Genomic DNA, 15,482 nt, shown 5'->3' on the forward strand with positions numbered 1-15,482 from the left:
CCTGCACTGAGTCACGGCACGAACAACAGAACTTGAGGTCATAAATGGGCAAACTGGTGGTTTCGCTCGACGGCGTCGTGATCAAGGAAGTGCAGATCACCAAGGACAAGACGACGCTCGGGCGCCGTCCCTACAACGACATCGTCATCGACAATCTCGCGGTCAGCGGCGAGCACGCCGTGCTGCAGATGGTCGGCGCTGACGTCTTCATCGAAGACCTCAACTCCACCAACGGCACCTATATCAACGGCAAGGCCATCAAGAAGCAGCTGCTGGCGGACAACGACACCGTTGAGATCGGCAAGTACAAGATCAAGTTCCTGCTCAACGACGGCGGCGACTACGAGAAGACCATGATCCTCAAGCCCGGTTCCGGCGCACCGCCGAACCTGGGCCTGGGCTCTTCCTTCGGTGCGCTGGGTGCCGCCGCCATCGGCCCGGCCTCCATCAAGGTGCTGACCGGCGCCGCCGCCGGTCGCGAAGTCGCGCTGACCAAGGTCGTCACGACGCTGGGCAAGCCCGGCGTGCAGGTCGCCTCCATCACCAAGCGGCCCACCGGCTATGTCTTCGCTCACGTCGAGGGCGCTCATCGCCCCAGCGTCAACGGCATCCCGCTGACGGGCGAATCGATTGCATTGCGCACCGGCGACCTGATCGAACTCGCCGGCACGCAGATGCAGTTCATCCAGGGTTAGGCGCCGTCGAGCAAGCCGGCCGCGGGGCTTCGCGGCTGCTGTGACTTCCTCACGATAGCGACACCCCCAACTCGGTAATCCGACCGTCCGACCGCCTGGGCGGGTGCGTACATTCTTGGCTCTGCCTCGCCTGACGCGTGGCACCCAATCCAAGTCACGCACCCGCATGAATATCCGCGTCCTGGGCTGCTCCGGCGCCATTGCCGCCGGCTACAAGACCACCGCATTCCTGCTCGACGCCGATGTCCTCATCGACGCCGGCACCGGCGTGGGCGACCTGCCCCTGGACGCCCTGGCGGCCATCGACCATATCCTGCTCAGCCACTCCCATCTGGACCATGTGCTGGGCATCCCGCTGCTGGCCGATGCCGTGCTGCGCATGCGCGCCGCCGCCGGCCGCCCGCCCATCCAGGTCCATGCCCTGCCCGAGACGCTGGCCGCCCTGCGCCAGCACATCTTCAATGGCGTGATCTGGCCCGATTTCACCGCCCTGCCCAGCCGCGACGCGCCCGTGCTGAGCCTGCATCCCTTCCAGATCGGCGACCGCGTCGACCTCGGCGGCCGCTTCATCGAAGTGCTGCCGGCCGCCCACACCGTGCCCGCCGTCGGCTTCGCCGTGGATGCCGGCGCAGCCAGCGGCCATGCCCATTGGGTCTTCACCGGCGATACCGGCCCCAACCCGGCGCTGTGGCAGCGCCTGGCCGGCCTGCGCCTGTCCCACCTCGTCATCGAGACCGCCTTCAGCGATGACGAGGCCGAAGTGGCGCATGTCAGCCAGCATCTGTGCCCCGCCGACCTCGGCCACGAATTGGCCCAGCTGGCCGGCAGCGTCGATGTGCGCATCACCCACATCAAGCCCGGTGAGATCGAGGCCGTCATGCAAGGCGTGCAGGCCTTGAACAGCCCGCACCGCATCAGCGCCCTGCAGGCCGGCCAGGAAATGGCACTCTGACCCCAATTTAGATCGGAGCTGGCGCCTTGGGGCGCCATTTTCTTGCCTGACGTTTCGCGGCCCGGGGTGGCGCAATGACAGAACGCGTCAGCCCGAAGTGACGTTTTTTGTCAGATCAAGGGCTCAAGCCGTCCATCCGTGTGCTTTTGCACGGTCTGGACGGTCCGAAAAGCTGGCACGCCCCCTGCATTCAGGGGGTGTGCCCTCCTCCCACCACTCACTTTCGCTGGAGTACTGACATGAACCTGAAAGCACGCGCCCAACAAGGCTTCACCCTGATCGAACTGATGATCGTCGTGGCCATCATCGGCATCCTGGCCGCTGTGGCGATCCCGCAGTACAAGGACTACACCGCCAAGGCCAAGGTCGGCAACGCCCTCGCCTCGGTCGATTCGCTGAAGACGGCCATGGCCGTCTGCCTGCAGGAAAACGGCAACGACCTGACCCAGTGCACCACCCTGAACAGCGGCCCGATTCCGAACTTCAACGCGACGAAGGAAGTGACTAGCGTGGCGATCACCGCCTCCACCGGCGCCATCGTGGCCACCCTGGCTGACACCGTTGGCGTCGGCTCCGGCAAGCACATCACCTTCACGCCCAACATCTCCACCTCGGCGACCACGCTGACCTGGGCCATCTCCACGGACGTCGACAGCACCGCCTACAAGGCCGTCTACGACGCCATCACGAAGAACACGGCCTCCTGATCCTTCAGCCAGCCTGAGCCACAAAGAGAGTTCCTTCGGGAACTCTCTTTTTTCATTTCCGCAGGACATGCTTTCCTCGCAAACCAGATGGGTCTTCCACACCTGCGCCGCTGCAACGGTCATCGGCCTGTGGATGCTCACCCAGCCCTATTCGGGCTTGCGACATGACGCCATCCTCTACCTGGCGCAGGCTCTCAAGTGGTCGCGGCCCGACCAGTTCAATCAAGACATCTTCTTCGCCTTTGGCTCCCAGGATCGCTACTCGATCTATGCGCTGATCTTTGGCCCCATCTTCGAGCAGGCCGAAGTCCAGCTCGTTCAACCCCTTGTCTTTGGAGCCTGCCACGCGGCCTTCCTGGCCGCCATCTGGCGCCTGCTGCCCGACCAGTTGGGCTTGCGGCAACGCTGGCTCTGCCTCGCTGCCCTGGTGCTTCTGCGCCCGCTCTACGGCGGCCTGAGCATCTTCAGCTACTGCGAGCCCTTCTTGACGGCACGCACCCTTGCGGAACCTCTGGCGCTCTGGAGCCTGGTCTGCTTGCACCAACAGGACCGGCCATGGACGGCCTGGTTGCTGATGGTGCTGGCAACGCTGATACACCCTTTGATGTCGTTGCCGATCGCTGGCTGTCTTTGGCTGATGTGCTGCGTCAGAGACCGGCGCTGGCTGATCCTGTTGCCGCTGGCGGGCGGTGTCGTCGCCGCGCTGACGCTTCTCGGCAAGCCGCCTTTCGACGGCCTCCTGAAACAGTACCCGGATGACTGGTGGAAGCTCGTAGCCACCAACGACCAGGTGCTGGTCAAGAACTGGAGGAGCAGCAACTGGGCCGCCATTGCCGTCAGCTTCGCGATCCTGTTGGGCGCTTGGCCCTTGTACCGCGACCGGCACAAGAGCCTGATTCCTGCGCTGCTGGTCAGCGTTGGCGTGTTGCTGGCACTGGTCGTCCTGGGCTCGCAGATCTATCGCAACGTCCTGATCACGCAACTGCAGCTGTGGCGTGGTCTGTGGCTCGTCAGGGCCTTGGCCGTCGCTCTGACGCCTACCCTGCTGCTCGCCATCGCACGCAAAGGCCGCTCGGGCCCGGCCACCGCGGCCAGCATGGCGACCGTGGTCAGCATGGCCAATCTGCAGTGGGACTCCGCGTGGATCGGCATGCTCTGGCCCGCACTGCACTTGTGGATCTGGCGCACGCAGCGCAGCGTCAGCACCCTCATGCTGCGGGTGAGCGTCGCGACGTCAGTGCTCGCCATCCTGGCCATCGGCGTCAGCGACTACTTCCACCAGCGCGCCATCCCCGTCGACGACGCCATCTTCCTGGATTTCAGCCCGCTGGGCATCGCGCTCATCGTCTCCGCCCTGCCCGCCCTCGCCGCCCTGGCCTGGCTCTGGCAAGCACACTGGCGCGCCAGGGCGCCGCTCATCCGCAAGGCCCTGGCTTACGGCCTGCCCGCGTCCGCGATCGCGTTGGCGCTGACGGGGGCCCTGCTCTGGGATCGGCGCCCGCCGCTCGAGCGCTATCTCGAGAGTCATCTCCACACCCCCCATCCCTTCGAGGCCTTTGTTCCCGAAGGCACCGAGGTGTACTGGGACAACAGCCTCGCCGCCGCGTGGTTCCTGCTCAAGCGTCCAAGCTACTACTCGCCGGCCCAGGGCGCCGGCGCACTTTTCAACGAAGCCACCGCTCGCGCCTGGGATCAACGGCATCAGGCCTTTCGCGCCCTCGGCCGACGTCGCACGAGTTGCGAGGTATTCACGATGCTGCTGGGCAAATTGCCGAACGGGTCCGCGCCTTGCTATTCATTGGCGGAACATGAGATCCAGGGCATCTGTCAGATGGCGGCAGATCTGCAATTCGTCGTTTCCGCCGAGCCCTATTCGCACAGCCCCCTGGCCGTCTGGAACATTCCCCAAGGTCATGGACCGTTGAAGACCCAATACCTCTATGCCTGCTCTTCATTCCGTTAAGCACTGGATGCAAGCCCGCGCCGCCCGTGAGCTGGCGGGCTATCTCGGCTGCAGCGCCCTGGCGCTGCTGTTGGACACCGCCGTCTACGCCGGCGCCCTCGCTCTCGGCTTGCCCTTGGCAGCCGCAGCCGCGCTGGGATTCATTGCCGGTGTCAGCTGCGCCTACCTGTGCAGCGTGAAATTCGTCTTCCGCGTGCGCCGCCTGCAGGATCGCTCCAGCGAGTTCGCCGCCTTCGTGGCGATCGGCCTCGCCGGCCTCATGCTGACGGAGGCCCTGCTGTGGCTGCTCGTCCTGCGACTGCATGTGGCGCCCGTCAACGCCAAGCTGATCACGGCCTGCCTGGTGTTCTTCTTCAACTTCGGCGTTCGCAAGGCGCTGCTGTTCAACCCTGCGCGCCGTCGCCCCGCGACCGACAGCCGCTTGGAACCCAGCCTTTGACCGCCCGCATCGTCGCCGCCGGCCCGCTGCCCGACGCGGCAATGAAGAACAACGTGTCCTCCTGACACCTTGGGACGGCTCGCCGCCTTGATTCGAGAAGGGGCTTCGGCACCTTTTTGTTGGAACAGCCCTGTACGCATGCACGCTTCTTCCCTATCGCGTCGTCTCGCCGCCTTGTTGTCCATCCTGGCCTGGCTGGTCATGGCGCATCCATATGAAGGTCTTCGTCACGACGGCGTTCTCTACCTCGGGCAGGCGCTGCTTCATTCCACCGCACCCCAACTGAGCCAGGATGTCTTTTTTTCCAGCGGCTCGCAGGATCGCTATTCCATCTACGCCCATCTGATGGTGCCCTTGTATGAGCACCTGGGCCGACTGACTACGCACATCGCCTTGCTGACGATCAGTTGGCTTCTCATGCTTGGCGGCGTGGCAGCGTTGCTGAGGCGCTTCGAGGCCTCGTGGCAGTCCATCGGTTGGGGCCTGCTGGCATTCGCCGTGATGTCACCGATCTACGGTGGCAGTTGGGTGTTCGGCTACTGCGAAGCCTTCATCACCGCGCGCAGTTTTGCGGAGCCCCTGCTGCTGTGGAGCCTGGTGACACTGCTTGACGGACGGCCGCTTGCAACTGGGGCCCTGCAGGTTGTTGCGGCGCTATTTCATCCGCTGATGGCTTTGCCTGTCATGTCATTGAGCTGGTGCTATCTGGTGCAAGCCGACCGCCGCTGGCTCTGGCTGCTCGCTGCGGTTCCTCTGGCCCTGGTAGCGGCGGCGACGGGTGCGCCGCCCTGGAATGGCTTGCTGAAGACCTATGACCCGTACTGGTGGTCCGTCTTCGAGACCGGCAGCCATCATCTCCTGCTAGAGAACTGGACTCTTGAAGATCATCTGATGGTGGTACTGGATCTCGCCATCCTGCTGACCGTGACGCGCATACGCCCGTCGGACGCGTGGACGCGCCTGGTCCTTGCCGCCGTCACCACAACCGCGGCGCTGATTGGGCTGACCGCGATCGGTGCCGATGTCTTTCACTCAGTGCTGTTGACGCAGCTGCAGTTGTGGCGCGCGCATTGGATCTCGCATCTGTTGGCCATGGCGCTGGCACCATGGCTGATCGCCCAGCTCTGGAGACTGAACGGGCTTTGGAGAGCCAGTGCCTGCGCACTGGGGCTGGCACTGCTGAACTTTCATATCGGCATGGACCATGGCGTGCCGACACTGCTGCTGTGGGCGGTCACGTCGCTGGCGGCCTCGCGCATTCGTCATGCTTCCCGTCCTACGGTGTGGCTGAGCTGCGCTGGCATCCTGCTTTGCATCATCGGACTCTCTGCCTATCAACTCGACGGCCTGCTGCAGCTGCAGGGCTGGAAGTCTCAGAGCGCCGAGTGGGGCGCCCGCTTCATCAAGGTCGCAGCCTTCCCGACGGTGGCAGTCGCCGGCTTTGCGGCGCTGCTGTGCATCAGCCACCGGCACCGCGTCGGCGCGTGGCTCGCAGTGCCGCTGAGCGCGCTGTTGCTGTTTGGCGCCCTGGCCAACTGGGACCAACGTTCCGACTTTGCGCGGGTCGTGGAGTCCTCTTCGGGAGCGGATCATCCCTTTGTCGCTCATGTACCCGCAAACGCGTCGGTCTACTGGGCTCATCAGTTGGTGCCCACCTGGGGCCTGCTCGGGCGCATCAGCCACTTCTCGCAGCAACAGGGTGCAGGCGTGGTATTTAACCGCCATACCGCGCTGATCTTCGGTCCCCGCAAGGAGTCGTACCGCCTGATCGGCGAGGATCGCGAGCGATGCATCAACGGTGCCTTGCTCAGCCGGGACCGCATCGCACTGGCCCAGTGCGAAATGCCCGCTCAGGCGCGCCTGGCAACCCTGTGCAGCCAACCCGATTCACCGGACTTTCTCGTGCTTCCCGACCAGCTCAAGCTGCAGCCACTGGCCACCTGGCAGCCTCCCGCTAGGCGGGATCTGCCTAGCACCTTTGCCCTCTACGCCTGTTCTCAGCTGACCGCGTTAGAAAACTAGCCATGCCATCGACGTTGCGCGAATTCCTGCTCTACCTCGCGGCCAGTGCCGCGGCGCTGACATTGGACACCGCCGTGTTCAACCTGAGCCTGCGCCTGGGCGTCAACCTGCCCTTGTCCGCCTGCCTGGGCTTCAGCCTCGGACTCATGTTGATCTATACGATCAGCACGCGGCACGCGTTCTCCCAGCATCGCGTAGCCGACCGCCGCAACGAGTTCGCCCTCTTCGCGCTGATCGGCGTGGCTGGCCTGCTGTTGACCGAGGTGCTGCTGTGGCTGCTGGTCAAGCAGCTGAGCGTCGCGCCGCTGCCGGCCAAGCTGGGCAGCGCCTGCGGCGTGTTCCTGTTCAATTTCGGCCTGCGCAAGAACTTGTTGTTCACAACCCGCCAGGCGGCAATCAGTACGTCACGATGACACCAGCTCCCACTCTCATCATCGGCGCCGGCCCTGCCGGCCTCACCGCGGGCCTCGAGTTGCTGCGCGCCGGCTACCCGCAAGTCACCATCCTCGAAGCCACGGATGCCATAGGCGGCATCTCCAAGACGGTGGCCTACAAGGGCAACCGCATCGATATCGGCGGCCATCGCTTCTTCTCCAAGTCCGACTGGGTCATGGACTGGTGGCGCGACGTGCTGCCCGTCGCCAGGCCCATGCATGACGGCGACATGCCCCTGGGCTACCAGGGCCAGCAGCGCCTGCTCGGCAGCCACGAAGCAACCGCCCGCGAGGCCGACGACGCGGTCATGCTGATCCGCAGTCGCCAGTCGCGCATCTATTTCGGCGGCAAGTTCTTCGACTACCCGCTCAAGCCCGGCATGGGCCTGGTGCGCAATATGGGCCTGGCGCGCTGCCTGCAATTCGCCGGCAGCTATATGGCCGCCGCGGCCCGCCCCATCCAGCCCGAGCAGACACTGGAAGACTTCTTCATCAACCGCTTCGGCCGCCAGCTCTATCTGCAGTTCTTCAAGGACTACACCGAGAAGGTCTGGGGCGTGCCCTGCCGCGACATCAGCGCGGACTGGGGCGCCCAGCGCATCAAGAGCCTGTCCATCGGCAGCGCCGCCAAGCAGGCGCTGAAGAAGATCGTCACCGGCAAGACCGACACCCAGCACACCTCGCTGATCGAGAGCTTCCTCTATCCCAAGTACGGCCCCGGCCAGATGTGGGAGACGGCGGCCGCCGAGTTCGAGCGCCGCGGCGGGCGGCTGCTGCGTGGCTGGGCAGTGGACGAGATCCATCGCCAGGACAACCGCGTCGAGCGCGTCGTCGCCCGTGATGCCGCCGGCCAGCGCCAGAGCTTTGACGCCAGCGCCGTCGTCTCGACCATGCCCATCCGCGAGCTCGCCCAGGCCCTGCGCCCGGCCCCCGACGCGCCCGCCCTGGCCATTGCCTCGGGCCTGGAGTACCGCGACTTCATCACCGTCGGCCTGCTCTACCGCCGCATGAGCCCCAAGGTGTCCGGCAAGGCCCGCCATGTCAACGACAACTGGATCTACATCCAGGAGCCCGGTGTGAAGGTGGGCCGCGTGCAGGTCTTCAACAACTGGAGCCCCTATATGGTGGCCGATCCGGACACCGTCTGGCTCGGCCTGGAGTTCTTCGCCCGCGATGACGACGACCTGTGGGCCATGAGCGAGGACGCGTTGAAGCAGCTGGCCGTGCGCGAGATGCAGCAACTGGGCCTGGCCGACGAGGCCGAGCTGCTGGACGCCACCGTGCTGCGCCAGCCCAAGGCCTACCCGGGCTATTTCGGCGCGGCCTTCCAGCGCTTCGACGAACTGCGCGCCTGGCTGGACGGCCTGGACAACCTCTATCTGTGCGGCCGCAACGGCATGCACCGCTACAACAACCAGGACCATTCCATGCTGTCGGCGCGCCTGGCCGCCCAGGCCATCCTGAACGGCGGCGCGGGTCGCGAAGCGATCTGGGCCGTCAACATCGACGACGACTATCACGAGGAAGCGGAGAAGAAGAACTGAAGGTCAGCGAGGTCCCGCACATGCCATCATGCGCGCCCATGTCTGCCGCGACATCTCCTTCTACCCCTGTGACCCCCGCCTTTGCCGGCATCGCGCTGGCCGCGGCCCTGCCGATGCTGCTGGCCTTCAACCAGACGCCGGCGGCCACGCTCTACAACCAGTTGCTCGCCATCGCCGGCTGGGGCGCTGCCCTGCTGCTGTGGGCGCGCCACACGCCCGGTTGGCGCGCCGGCCTGAAAAGCCCCGCCGCCTCGGCCCTGGCCCTGCTGCTGGCGGCGCCCATGGTGTCGGTGGTCTGGCGCCACCTGCCCGCCTCGCTGGGCTTCAGCGCCACGGCGGTCATCGGCACCGGCCTGGCCGTCCTGCTCATCGCGCAGGGCCTGCCGCGCGAGCTGCGCAGCCACGCCGCCGAAGCCCTGTGCTGGGGCCTGCTGGTGGCGGGCCTGCTCAATATCGTCGTCAGCCTCGTCCAGGTCTTCATCCCCGGCCTGGCCGATGGTGATGTCATCGCGCGCTCGGGCATCCCGGGTCGCGCCGTCAGCAATCTGCGCCAGCCCAACCACCTCGCCAGCCTGATGATGTGGGCCGCCGTCGCCGCGGTCTTCATCACCGAGAAACGCCAGTGGCGCCAGGCCCTGCCGGCGCTGCTGTTCGCCTGCGTCTTCACCGTCGTGCTGAGCGCCTCGCGCACCGGCTTCATCGGCATCGGCATGCTGGCCCTGTGGGGCATCATCGACCGCAAGCTGTCGCGCGGTGCACGCCTGTCGCTGCTGGCCACGCCGCTGATGCTGGGCGTCAGCTGGCTGCTGATCTCGCTGTGGTCGGCCGAGAGCGGCCATGCCTTCGGCGCGGCGTCACGCCTGTCCGAGGGTGCCGGTTCGCCGTCGCGCCTGGCCATCCTGCGCGACGCCTGGGCGCTGACGCTGGCGAATCCGATCTTCGGCGTCGGCTGGGGCGAATTCAATTTCGCCTGGAGCCTGAGCCCCTTCCCGACCCGACCCATCGCCTTCTTCGACCACACCCACAACCTGCCCTCGCAGCTGGCCGTCGAACTCGGCCTGCCCTGGGCCGGCGCCGTGCTGGCCCTGCTGGGCTGGGCGCTGTGGAAGGCCTGGCGCGGCGCCCTGCGTGATGACGAAGACACGCCGCTGCGCCGCGCCGCATTGATGATCGTGCTGACCATCGGCCTGCACAGCCTGCTCGAGTACCCGCTCTGGTATGCCTACTTCCTGCTGCCGGCCTGCTTTGCCTTTGGCCTCACGCTGCCGGCGGACGCGCCGGCCAGGCCGGCCGGCCCGGCGCTGTGGGAGATCCTCGGCGGCCTGCTGATCACCGGCTGCGCCTTCGCGCTGTGGGACTACCACCGCATCGTCGTCATCTACGCCCCCGCCGAAGACGCTGCCCCCCTGGGCCAGCGTATCGCCACCGGTCAGCACTCGGTGTTCTTCAGCCATCAGGCCGACTACGCCGCCGCCACCAGCCAGCCGCCCGGGCCGCTCGCGCTGGAGGCCGCGCGCCGCACCGCCTTCAACCTCATCGATGCACGGCTGCTGATGCACTGGTCGCAGTCGCTGGAGAAGACCGGCGACACGCAAGGTGCGCGCTTTCTCGCCGACCGCCTGCGCGAGTTCCGCAACCCGACCGGCGACAACTGGTTCGCCAGCTGCGAGGACGCCGCCTCGGCACCGGCCATGCCGCAATGCCAGCCGGCTTCCGGCGTCGTCGACTGGCGCACGCTGCGCTGATCACACGGCGGCGCGCCAGTCGCCGCTCTTGCCGCCCTGCTTCTCGAGCACGCGCACGCGGTCAATGACCATGCCGCGGTCGGCCGCCTTGCACATGTCGTAAATCGTGAGCAGCCCGACCTGCACGGCACACAGCGCTTCCATCTCGACGCCGGTGCGGCCCAGGGTCTCGACCTGGGCGCGGCACAGCACGCGGCTGCCGGCCTCGTCGAGGTCGAACTCGACCTTGACGCGCGTGATGGGCAGCGGGTGGCACAGCGGCACCAGGTCGGAGCAGCGCTTCGCGCCCTGGATGGCCGCGATGCGCGCCACGCCCAGCACATCGCCCTTCCTGGCCGTGCCGCTGGCGATCAGCGCGAAGGTTTGCGGCTGCATGCGGATCTCGCCGGCCGCGACGGCGACACGGTGGGTCTCGGCCTTGGCCGACACGTCCACCATATGGGCCTGGCCCTGGGCGTCGAAGTGGGTCAAGGGGGTTGTCATGCCGAGAAACAAATACGAAACCGAGTTGCAGGCATCATAGACAGCCGGCCAGCGCCGGCCGGAGTTCCTGCCTGATGAAGAAGTCTCTCGCCACCCGCCCTCTGCTCACGCTGCTCGCGGCCGCCGTGCTGGCCCTGCCCGGAGCCCCCTTGAGTGCCCAGGTCAACCTGCCCGCCCTGGGCGATTCGGTCTCGCAGGACCTCGACGTCGGTGCCGAGCGCCGCCTGGGCGACCAGGTCATGCGCCAGATCCGCATCGACCCTGACTATGTGCTCGACCCGCTGCTGCAGGAATACCTGGACAGCATCTGGGATCCCCTCGTCAAGGCCGCGCGCAAGCTGGGCAATATCGGCGACGAAACCCAGGCCCGCTTCGCCTGGGAGCCCTTCCTCGTGCGCGACCGCAGCGTCAACGCCTTTGCGCTGCCGGGCGGTTTCGTCGGCACCCATCTCGGGCTGATCCAGATGACGGTGTCGCGCGACGAGCTCGCCTCGGTCCTCGCCCACGAGCTCTCCCACATCACCCAGCGCCACATCGCCCGGCGCATCGCCGGCGACTCGCGCAACAGCATGGTCGCCATCGCCGGCCTGCTGCTGGGCGTGCTGGCCGCCTCGCGCGGCAATATCGAGATGGCCAATGCCGGCATCGTCGGCGGCCAGGCCGCGGCGACGCAGCTGTCGCTGAACTTCTCGCGCGACATGGAGCGCGAGGCCGACCGCGTCGGTTTCAACGTGATGACCGAGGCCGGCTTCGCGCCCAGCGGCATGGTCAGCATGTTCGAGCGCATGGAGCAGGCCTACCACCTGATGGACAACGGCGCCTACCCGTATCTGCGCTCCCACCCGCTGACCAGCGAGCGCATCGGTGACGCCCGCACCAAGCTCGCTCTGCTGCCCTTCGAGCGCCCGCGCGGCCTGGCCGAGCATGCACTGATGGCGGCGCGCGCCCGCGTGCTGATGGACCCGCGCGTGGACGCCTGGAAGGTGCTGGAGAACTACGACGCCGGCGCGCGCAACATCCGCGAGAGCGGTGGCTATGAGCAGCTGGGCGCCCGCTATGCCGCGGCCCTGGCCTCCATCAAGCTGCGCAATTTCGACCGCGCCGAGGCCACGCTGCGCAGCGCCGAGGTGACGCTGCAACTGGTCAAGCCCAGCCCCGCCGAGACCGCCGCGGCCAGCCGGCTGCTGACCTATCTGCGCGCCGAACTGGCCGAGGCGCGCGGGCGCCCCCTGGACGGCATCGCCGCGCTGGACTCCCTGCAGGGCGAAAGGTCCCGCCCGATGCTGATGCAGCGCGTCGGCCTGGCCCTGGCCTCGGGCCCGGCATCCACCTCCGGCCCGGCACTGCGCGAGGCGGCGGATGCGCTGCAGACCCACGTCAGCCTGGAACCCACCGATGCGCTGGCTTGGCACGAGCTCTCGCTGGTCTGGGAAAAGCTCGGCCAACCCCTGCGCGCCGTGCGCGCCCAGGCCGAGACCCGTGCCGCCGCCGGCGATCTCAATGGCGCCATCGACCGCCTGCGTTCCGGCCTGCGCCAGTCACGCGGCGCGGACGCCGACCAGGTCGAAGCCTCGGTCATCGACGCCCGGCTGCGCACCCTGGTCTACGAGCGTCAGTCCATCCTGGCCGAGATGTACAGGGGCCGCTACATCCCGCCCGACGTCGAACTGCCGAACTAAGCGGCGCGCAGGCGCTGCTCCTCCTGGTAGAGGGCGAACTCCTCGCGCAGCGCGCGCGCCACGGCCTCGCGCTGGCTGATGCGCCGGTGGTAGGCCTTCACCGCCGGCCAGGCGTCCAGGTCCACGCCCGCATAGGGCGCCCAGTTCAGCACGACGGCGAGGTAGATGTCGGCGATGCCGTAGCCACCCTCGAGGTGGTCGTGCTGCTGCAGATGCGCCTGCAGCGTGTCCAGGCGCAGCGCCGCCTTGTCCATGGCATAGGCCTTCACGTCAGTACTGGCCTTGGGGTCCAGCAGCGGCACGAAGACGGCCTTGTGCAGCTCGGTGCCGATGAAGCCCAGCCACTGGCGCACGCGGGCGCGCGCATCCGCGTCGGGGGGCAGCAGCCCGGCGGCGGGGAAGGCCTCGGCCAGGTACTGCAGCACGGCGGCGTTCTCGGTCAGCAGCCAGCCCTGGGCCGTACGCAGCGCGGGCACCTGGCCCATGGGATTGATCTGCCAATAGTCGCGCCCATCCAGGGTTCGCTTGGCCTTGCCGTCCACCTGCGTGAAGCGGGCATCGGCGCCGGCTTCATAGAGCACGGTGCGGCTCGCCAGCGAACAGGCCATGGGGGAAAAGAACAACTCCATCTCGGTCTCCAACAGTGTTTTTGTACTGTATTGAATAGAATTCATTGTCGTCAATGAATTTCATTCATCGTGGTACAAAAATCTGAAGACCCAGCCCAACCGGCACCGCGCCCGCGCGGGCGTCCGCGCAGCTTCGATGTCGAAACCACGCTGGCTCAGGCGACGCTGGCGTTCTGGCAGCGCGGCTATGCGTCGACGTCGATGGATGACCTCAGCGCGGCCACGGGCCTGAACCGGCCCAGCCTCTACGGCGCCTTCGGCGACAAGCACGAGCTCTATCTGCGGGTGCTGCGCCTGTATACCGAGCAGTCCAACGCCGCCATCGCCGCCGCGTTCAATGACCGCCCGCTGAGCGACGGCCTGCTGCGCGTCTACGAACTGGCCCTGCAGCTCTACTACCCGGCCGAAGAGGCGGCGCGCGGCTGCCTGCTGATCGGCACGGCGGCCACCGAGGCACCGCGGGACGAGGCCATACGCGAGCAGCTCGGCGACTCACTGCGCGGTTTCAACGCCGCCTTCCAGGCGCGGCTGCAGCAGGCGGTCGACAGCGGCGAGCTGCCGTCCGGCACCGATGTGGCGATGCGCGCCCAGCTCGCTTCGGCCGTATTGCACTCGATGGCGCTGCGTGCCCGCGCCGGCGATGCCCGCGAGGACGTGGCCGCCTTTGCGACCGCGAGCTTGCACTTCGTCTGCGCTTGACGCCTCAGTTTTCGGGCCGAGCGCTGGGCCGCTCCCGAGCCGGCCCGCCGTGGCGAAGTGCTTGCGGCTCAATGCCGCAAGCATCGCCGTCCCCTCGGGGGCTGAGGCCGGACACATGGCGCCCAGTGGGCGGCATGTGCCTGCCGAAGAGCTGCGGCACTGCCGCAGCGCGGTCTGCAAGACCGGTCAGACTTGCTGGCGTTCAGCCATGCAAGGCTGGACGAGGGGCTTCAGTCGCTCGGGAAGACGCGTTCCATCACGACATCGATGACCATGCCACACAGGCTGTAGATCAGCGAGCCGATCAGCGCGGCAGCGAAACCGGTCACGGCCAGGCCATCGAGCACCGTGGCGGCCATCCAGAACATCAGCGCATTGATGATGAAGAGGAAGAGGCCCAGGCTCAGCACGGTCACCGGCAGCGTCAGCAACACGAGCACCGGCCGCAACAGCGTGTTCAGCAGGCCGAGCACGAAGGCGGCGATCAATGCCGACGTGAAGCTCTTGACGATGACGCCGGGATAGAGGTGGGCCACCAGCAGCAGGGCGCCGGCGAGCAGCAGCCAACGGACGAGAACCTTGGTCATGGCCGCGAGCATATCGGGCGCCCGGCACGACGGTGTCGCGCTGCGGCCTCACCGCGGCGGACTCGCAAATAGGAATTGTTCGCATTCGTGTTAAGATTTTTCGATCGAACAGGTCCTGTTGTCTTTGCTCGTGAAGCCCGCTCTCGCCTTTGTTGCCTCTACGTCGGCCGCTCCCGCGCCGGTCGCTGTCCCACAGCGGTCTGCTGTGGTGGTGCAGCTGCATCAGCCGCGACCGAGCTTTGCCGAGATGTCGCGCCCGCCAGCCGGCCGCCGCCTGCTGCTGGCCGGCATCGTCGGGCTGCACCTGCTGCTGCTGTGGGGCCTGAGTCAGGTGCAGGATGTGCGTCGCGCCGTGGCCCGCGTCGCGCCCGTCGTCGTGCGGCTGGTGGCACCGGCTGAGCCGCCCAAGCCGCTGCCGCCCCCGCCGGTCGCGATGCCGCAGCTGAAGGCGCCTGCGCTGACCATGATCGACCCGCCGCTGATCGCCGTGGCCACCGCTCCCGCGCCGTCGCCGGTGTTCGCGGCCATCCCCACGCCGCCGCCGGCCCCCGTGCCGGTGCAGACCTCGCCGACGCCCGTCATCCCGGTCACGCCACCGCCCGCGCCCCAGATCAAGCAGATCCCGGCCAGCGCCGTGCGCTATCTGAAGGAGCCGCGCACGGCGGTGCCGCTGATGTCCAGGCGGCTGCGCGAGTCGGGCATCGTGCACTTGCGAATCGTCGTCGACGTGCGCGGCCAGCCGCGCGAGATCACCCTGGCCAAATCCTCGGGCTTCGCCCGCCTGGATGAGCAGGCGCTGCAGGACATGCGTGCGGCCCGCTTCGTGCCCTATATGGAAAACGGTCAAGCCGTCGAGTGGGAGGTCATCGCGCCCGTGTCCTACGAGCTCGACCGCTGACCCTCT

At 67.1% G+C, this 15,482-nt stretch carries 15 protein-coding genes; 12 read left to right on the forward strand and 3 right to left on the reverse strand.

Annotated elements, in window-relative coordinates; translation table 11 throughout:
• The first annotated feature begins 44 nt into the window (after nt 1–44).
• The 9 genes from J2X20_RS16105 (at nt 45) to J2X20_RS16145 (ending at nt 10,501) form a co-directional block, all read left to right on the forward strand.
• Nucleotides 45–695, forward strand: coding sequence for an FHA domain-containing protein (locus tag J2X20_RS16105; protein WP_310266592.1), 651 nt, complete (start codon nt 45–47; stop codon nt 693–695).
• Nucleotides 696–861: 166 nt separating this feature from the next.
• The gene (locus J2X20_RS16110) at nt 862–1,647 is read left to right on the forward strand and encodes a 3',5'-cyclic-nucleotide phosphodiesterase (protein WP_310266595.1); all 786 of its coding nucleotides are present in this window, start codon (nt 862–864) and stop codon (nt 1,645–1,647) included.
• 239 nt (nt 1,648–1,886) lie between these two features.
• Complete coding sequence (locus J2X20_RS16115; protein ID WP_310266597.1) at nt 1,887–2,354, forward strand: pilin; 468 nt, start codon at nt 1,887–1,889, stop codon at nt 2,352–2,354.
• A gap of 67 nt (nt 2,355–2,421) precedes the next feature.
• Nucleotides 2,422–4,317: a hypothetical protein gene (locus J2X20_RS16120; protein ID WP_310266599.1), complete on the forward strand. Its 1,896-nt coding sequence runs from the start codon at nt 2,422–2,424 to the stop codon at nt 4,315–4,317.
• 7 nt (nt 4,318–4,324) lie between these two features.
• Complete coding sequence (locus J2X20_RS16125; protein ID WP_310266601.1) at nt 4,325–4,756, forward strand: GtrA family protein; 432 nt, start codon at nt 4,325–4,327, stop codon at nt 4,754–4,756.
• 138 nt (nt 4,757–4,894) lie between these two features.
• Nucleotides 4,895–6,778, forward strand: a complete 1,884-nt coding sequence (locus tag J2X20_RS16130) for a hypothetical protein (RefSeq protein WP_310266604.1) — start codon at nt 4,895–4,897, stop codon at nt 6,776–6,778.
• Between the two features lie 2 nt (nt 6,779–6,780).
• Complete coding sequence (locus tag J2X20_RS16135) at nt 6,781–7,191, forward strand: GtrA family protein (protein ID WP_310266605.1); 411 nt, start codon at nt 6,781–6,783, stop codon at nt 7,189–7,191.
• Nucleotides 7,188–8,756, forward strand: coding sequence for an NAD(P)/FAD-dependent oxidoreductase (locus J2X20_RS16140; RefSeq protein WP_310266607.1), 1,569 nt, complete (start codon nt 7,188–7,190; stop codon nt 8,754–8,756). The genes J2X20_RS16135 and J2X20_RS16140 overlap by 4 nt, the downstream gene beginning before the upstream one ends.
• 68 nt (nt 8,757–8,824) lie before the next feature.
• A complete protein-coding gene (locus tag J2X20_RS16145) occupies nt 8,825–10,501 on the forward strand; it encodes a PglL family O-oligosaccharyltransferase (RefSeq protein ID WP_310266609.1) in 1,677 nt (558 codons plus the stop codon).
• Here J2X20_RS16145 and moaC read toward each other — a convergent pair whose 3' ends face one another.
• Nucleotides 10,502–10,984 carry a cyclic pyranopterin monophosphate synthase MoaC gene (gene moaC / locus J2X20_RS16150; protein ID WP_310266611.1) on the reverse strand — a complete coding sequence of 161 codons (483 nt, stop codon included), beginning with the start codon at nt 10,982–10,984 and terminating at the stop codon, nt 10,502–10,504. It abuts the gene before it with no gap.
• Between the two features lie 74 nt (nt 10,985–11,058).
• Between moaC and J2X20_RS16155 the strand changes: the two genes are divergently transcribed.
• Nucleotides 11,059–12,663 carry a M48 family metalloprotease gene (locus tag J2X20_RS16155; RefSeq protein ID WP_310266613.1) on the forward strand — a complete coding sequence of 535 codons (1,605 nt, stop codon included), beginning with the start codon at nt 11,059–11,061 and terminating at the stop codon, nt 12,661–12,663.
• Here J2X20_RS16155 and J2X20_RS16160 read toward each other — a convergent pair.
• Entirely contained in the window at nt 12,660–13,292 is a 633-nt protein-coding gene (locus J2X20_RS16160) for a glutathione binding-like protein (protein ID WP_310266615.1), read from the reverse strand. The two genes, J2X20_RS16155 and J2X20_RS16160, sit on opposite strands and share 4 nt — an antisense overlap.
• A 69-nt stretch (nt 13,293–13,361) precedes the next feature.
• Here J2X20_RS16160 and J2X20_RS16165 point away from each other — a divergent pair, with 69 nt between their 5' ends.
• Entirely contained in the window at nt 13,362–13,991 is a 630-nt protein-coding gene (locus tag J2X20_RS16165) for a TetR/AcrR family transcriptional regulator (protein ID WP_310266617.1), read from the forward strand.
• Between the two features lie 230 nt (nt 13,992–14,221).
• On the opposite strand, the gene J2X20_RS16170 is transcribed toward J2X20_RS16165, so the two are convergent.
• Nucleotides 14,222–14,578 (reverse strand): phage holin family protein, encoded by a 357-nt coding sequence (locus tag J2X20_RS16170; protein WP_310266619.1) that lies wholly within the window; start codon nt 14,576–14,578, stop codon nt 14,222–14,224.
• A 247-nt stretch (nt 14,579–14,825) separates the two neighbouring features.
• Here J2X20_RS16170 and J2X20_RS16175 point away from each other — a divergent pair, with 247 nt between their 5' ends.
• Nucleotides 14,826–15,476: an energy transducer TonB gene (locus J2X20_RS16175; protein ID WP_310266621.1), complete on the forward strand. Its 651-nt coding sequence runs from the start codon at nt 14,826–14,828 to the stop codon at nt 15,474–15,476.
• The last annotated feature ends 6 nt before the right edge of the window (nt 15,477–15,482 follow it).

The organism is Roseateles saccharophilus (assembly GCF_031458095.1).
GTDB lineage: Bacteria > Pseudomonadota > Gammaproteobacteria > Burkholderiales > Burkholderiaceae_C > Pelomonas > Pelomonas saccharophila_A.

What these genes read in the sequence shown, in the direction of transcription:
- J2X20_RS16155 (WP_310266613.1), top strand. Translation starts at nt 11,059, where the DNA reads ATGAAGAAGTCTCTCGCCACCCGCCCTCTGCTCACGCTGCTCGCGGCC.
- J2X20_RS16125 (WP_310266601.1), top strand. Translation starts at nt 4,325, where the DNA reads ATGCAAGCCCGCGCCGCCCGTGAGCTGGCGGGCTATCTCGGCTGCAGC.
- J2X20_RS16110 (WP_310266595.1), top strand. Translation starts at nt 862, where the DNA reads ATGAATATCCGCGTCCTGGGCTGCTCCGGCGCCATTGCCGCCGGCTAC.
- J2X20_RS16175 (WP_310266621.1), top strand. Translation starts at nt 14,826, where the DNA reads ATGTCGCGCCCGCCAGCCGGCCGCCGCCTGCTGCTGGCCGGCATCGTC.
- J2X20_RS16160 (WP_310266615.1), bottom strand. Translation starts at nt 13,292, where the DNA reads ATGGAGTTGTTCTTTTCCCCCATGGCCTGTTCGCTGGCGAGCCGCACC.
- J2X20_RS16140 (WP_310266607.1), top strand. Translation starts at nt 7,188, where the DNA reads ATGACACCAGCTCCCACTCTCATCATCGGCGCCGGCCCTGCCGGCCTC.
- J2X20_RS16130 (WP_310266604.1), top strand. Translation starts at nt 4,895, where the DNA reads ATGCACGCTTCTTCCCTATCGCGTCGTCTCGCCGCCTTGTTGTCCATC.
- J2X20_RS16135 (WP_310266605.1), top strand. Translation starts at nt 6,781, where the DNA reads ATGCCATCGACGTTGCGCGAATTCCTGCTCTACCTCGCGGCCAGTGCC.
- moaC (WP_310266611.1), bottom strand. Translation starts at nt 10,984, where the DNA reads ATGACAACCCCCTTGACCCACTTCGACGCCCAGGGCCAGGCCCATATG.
- J2X20_RS16120 (WP_310266599.1), top strand. Translation starts at nt 2,422, where the DNA reads ATGCTTTCCTCGCAAACCAGATGGGTCTTCCACACCTGCGCCGCTGCA.
- J2X20_RS16115 (WP_310266597.1), top strand. Translation starts at nt 1,887, where the DNA reads ATGAACCTGAAAGCACGCGCCCAACAAGGCTTCACCCTGATCGAACTG.
- J2X20_RS16170 (WP_310266619.1), bottom strand. Translation starts at nt 14,578, where the DNA reads ATGACCAAGGTTCTCGTCCGTTGGCTGCTGCTCGCCGGCGCCCTGCTG.
- J2X20_RS16105 (WP_310266592.1), top strand. Translation starts at nt 45, where the DNA reads ATGGGCAAACTGGTGGTTTCGCTCGACGGCGTCGTGATCAAGGAAGTG.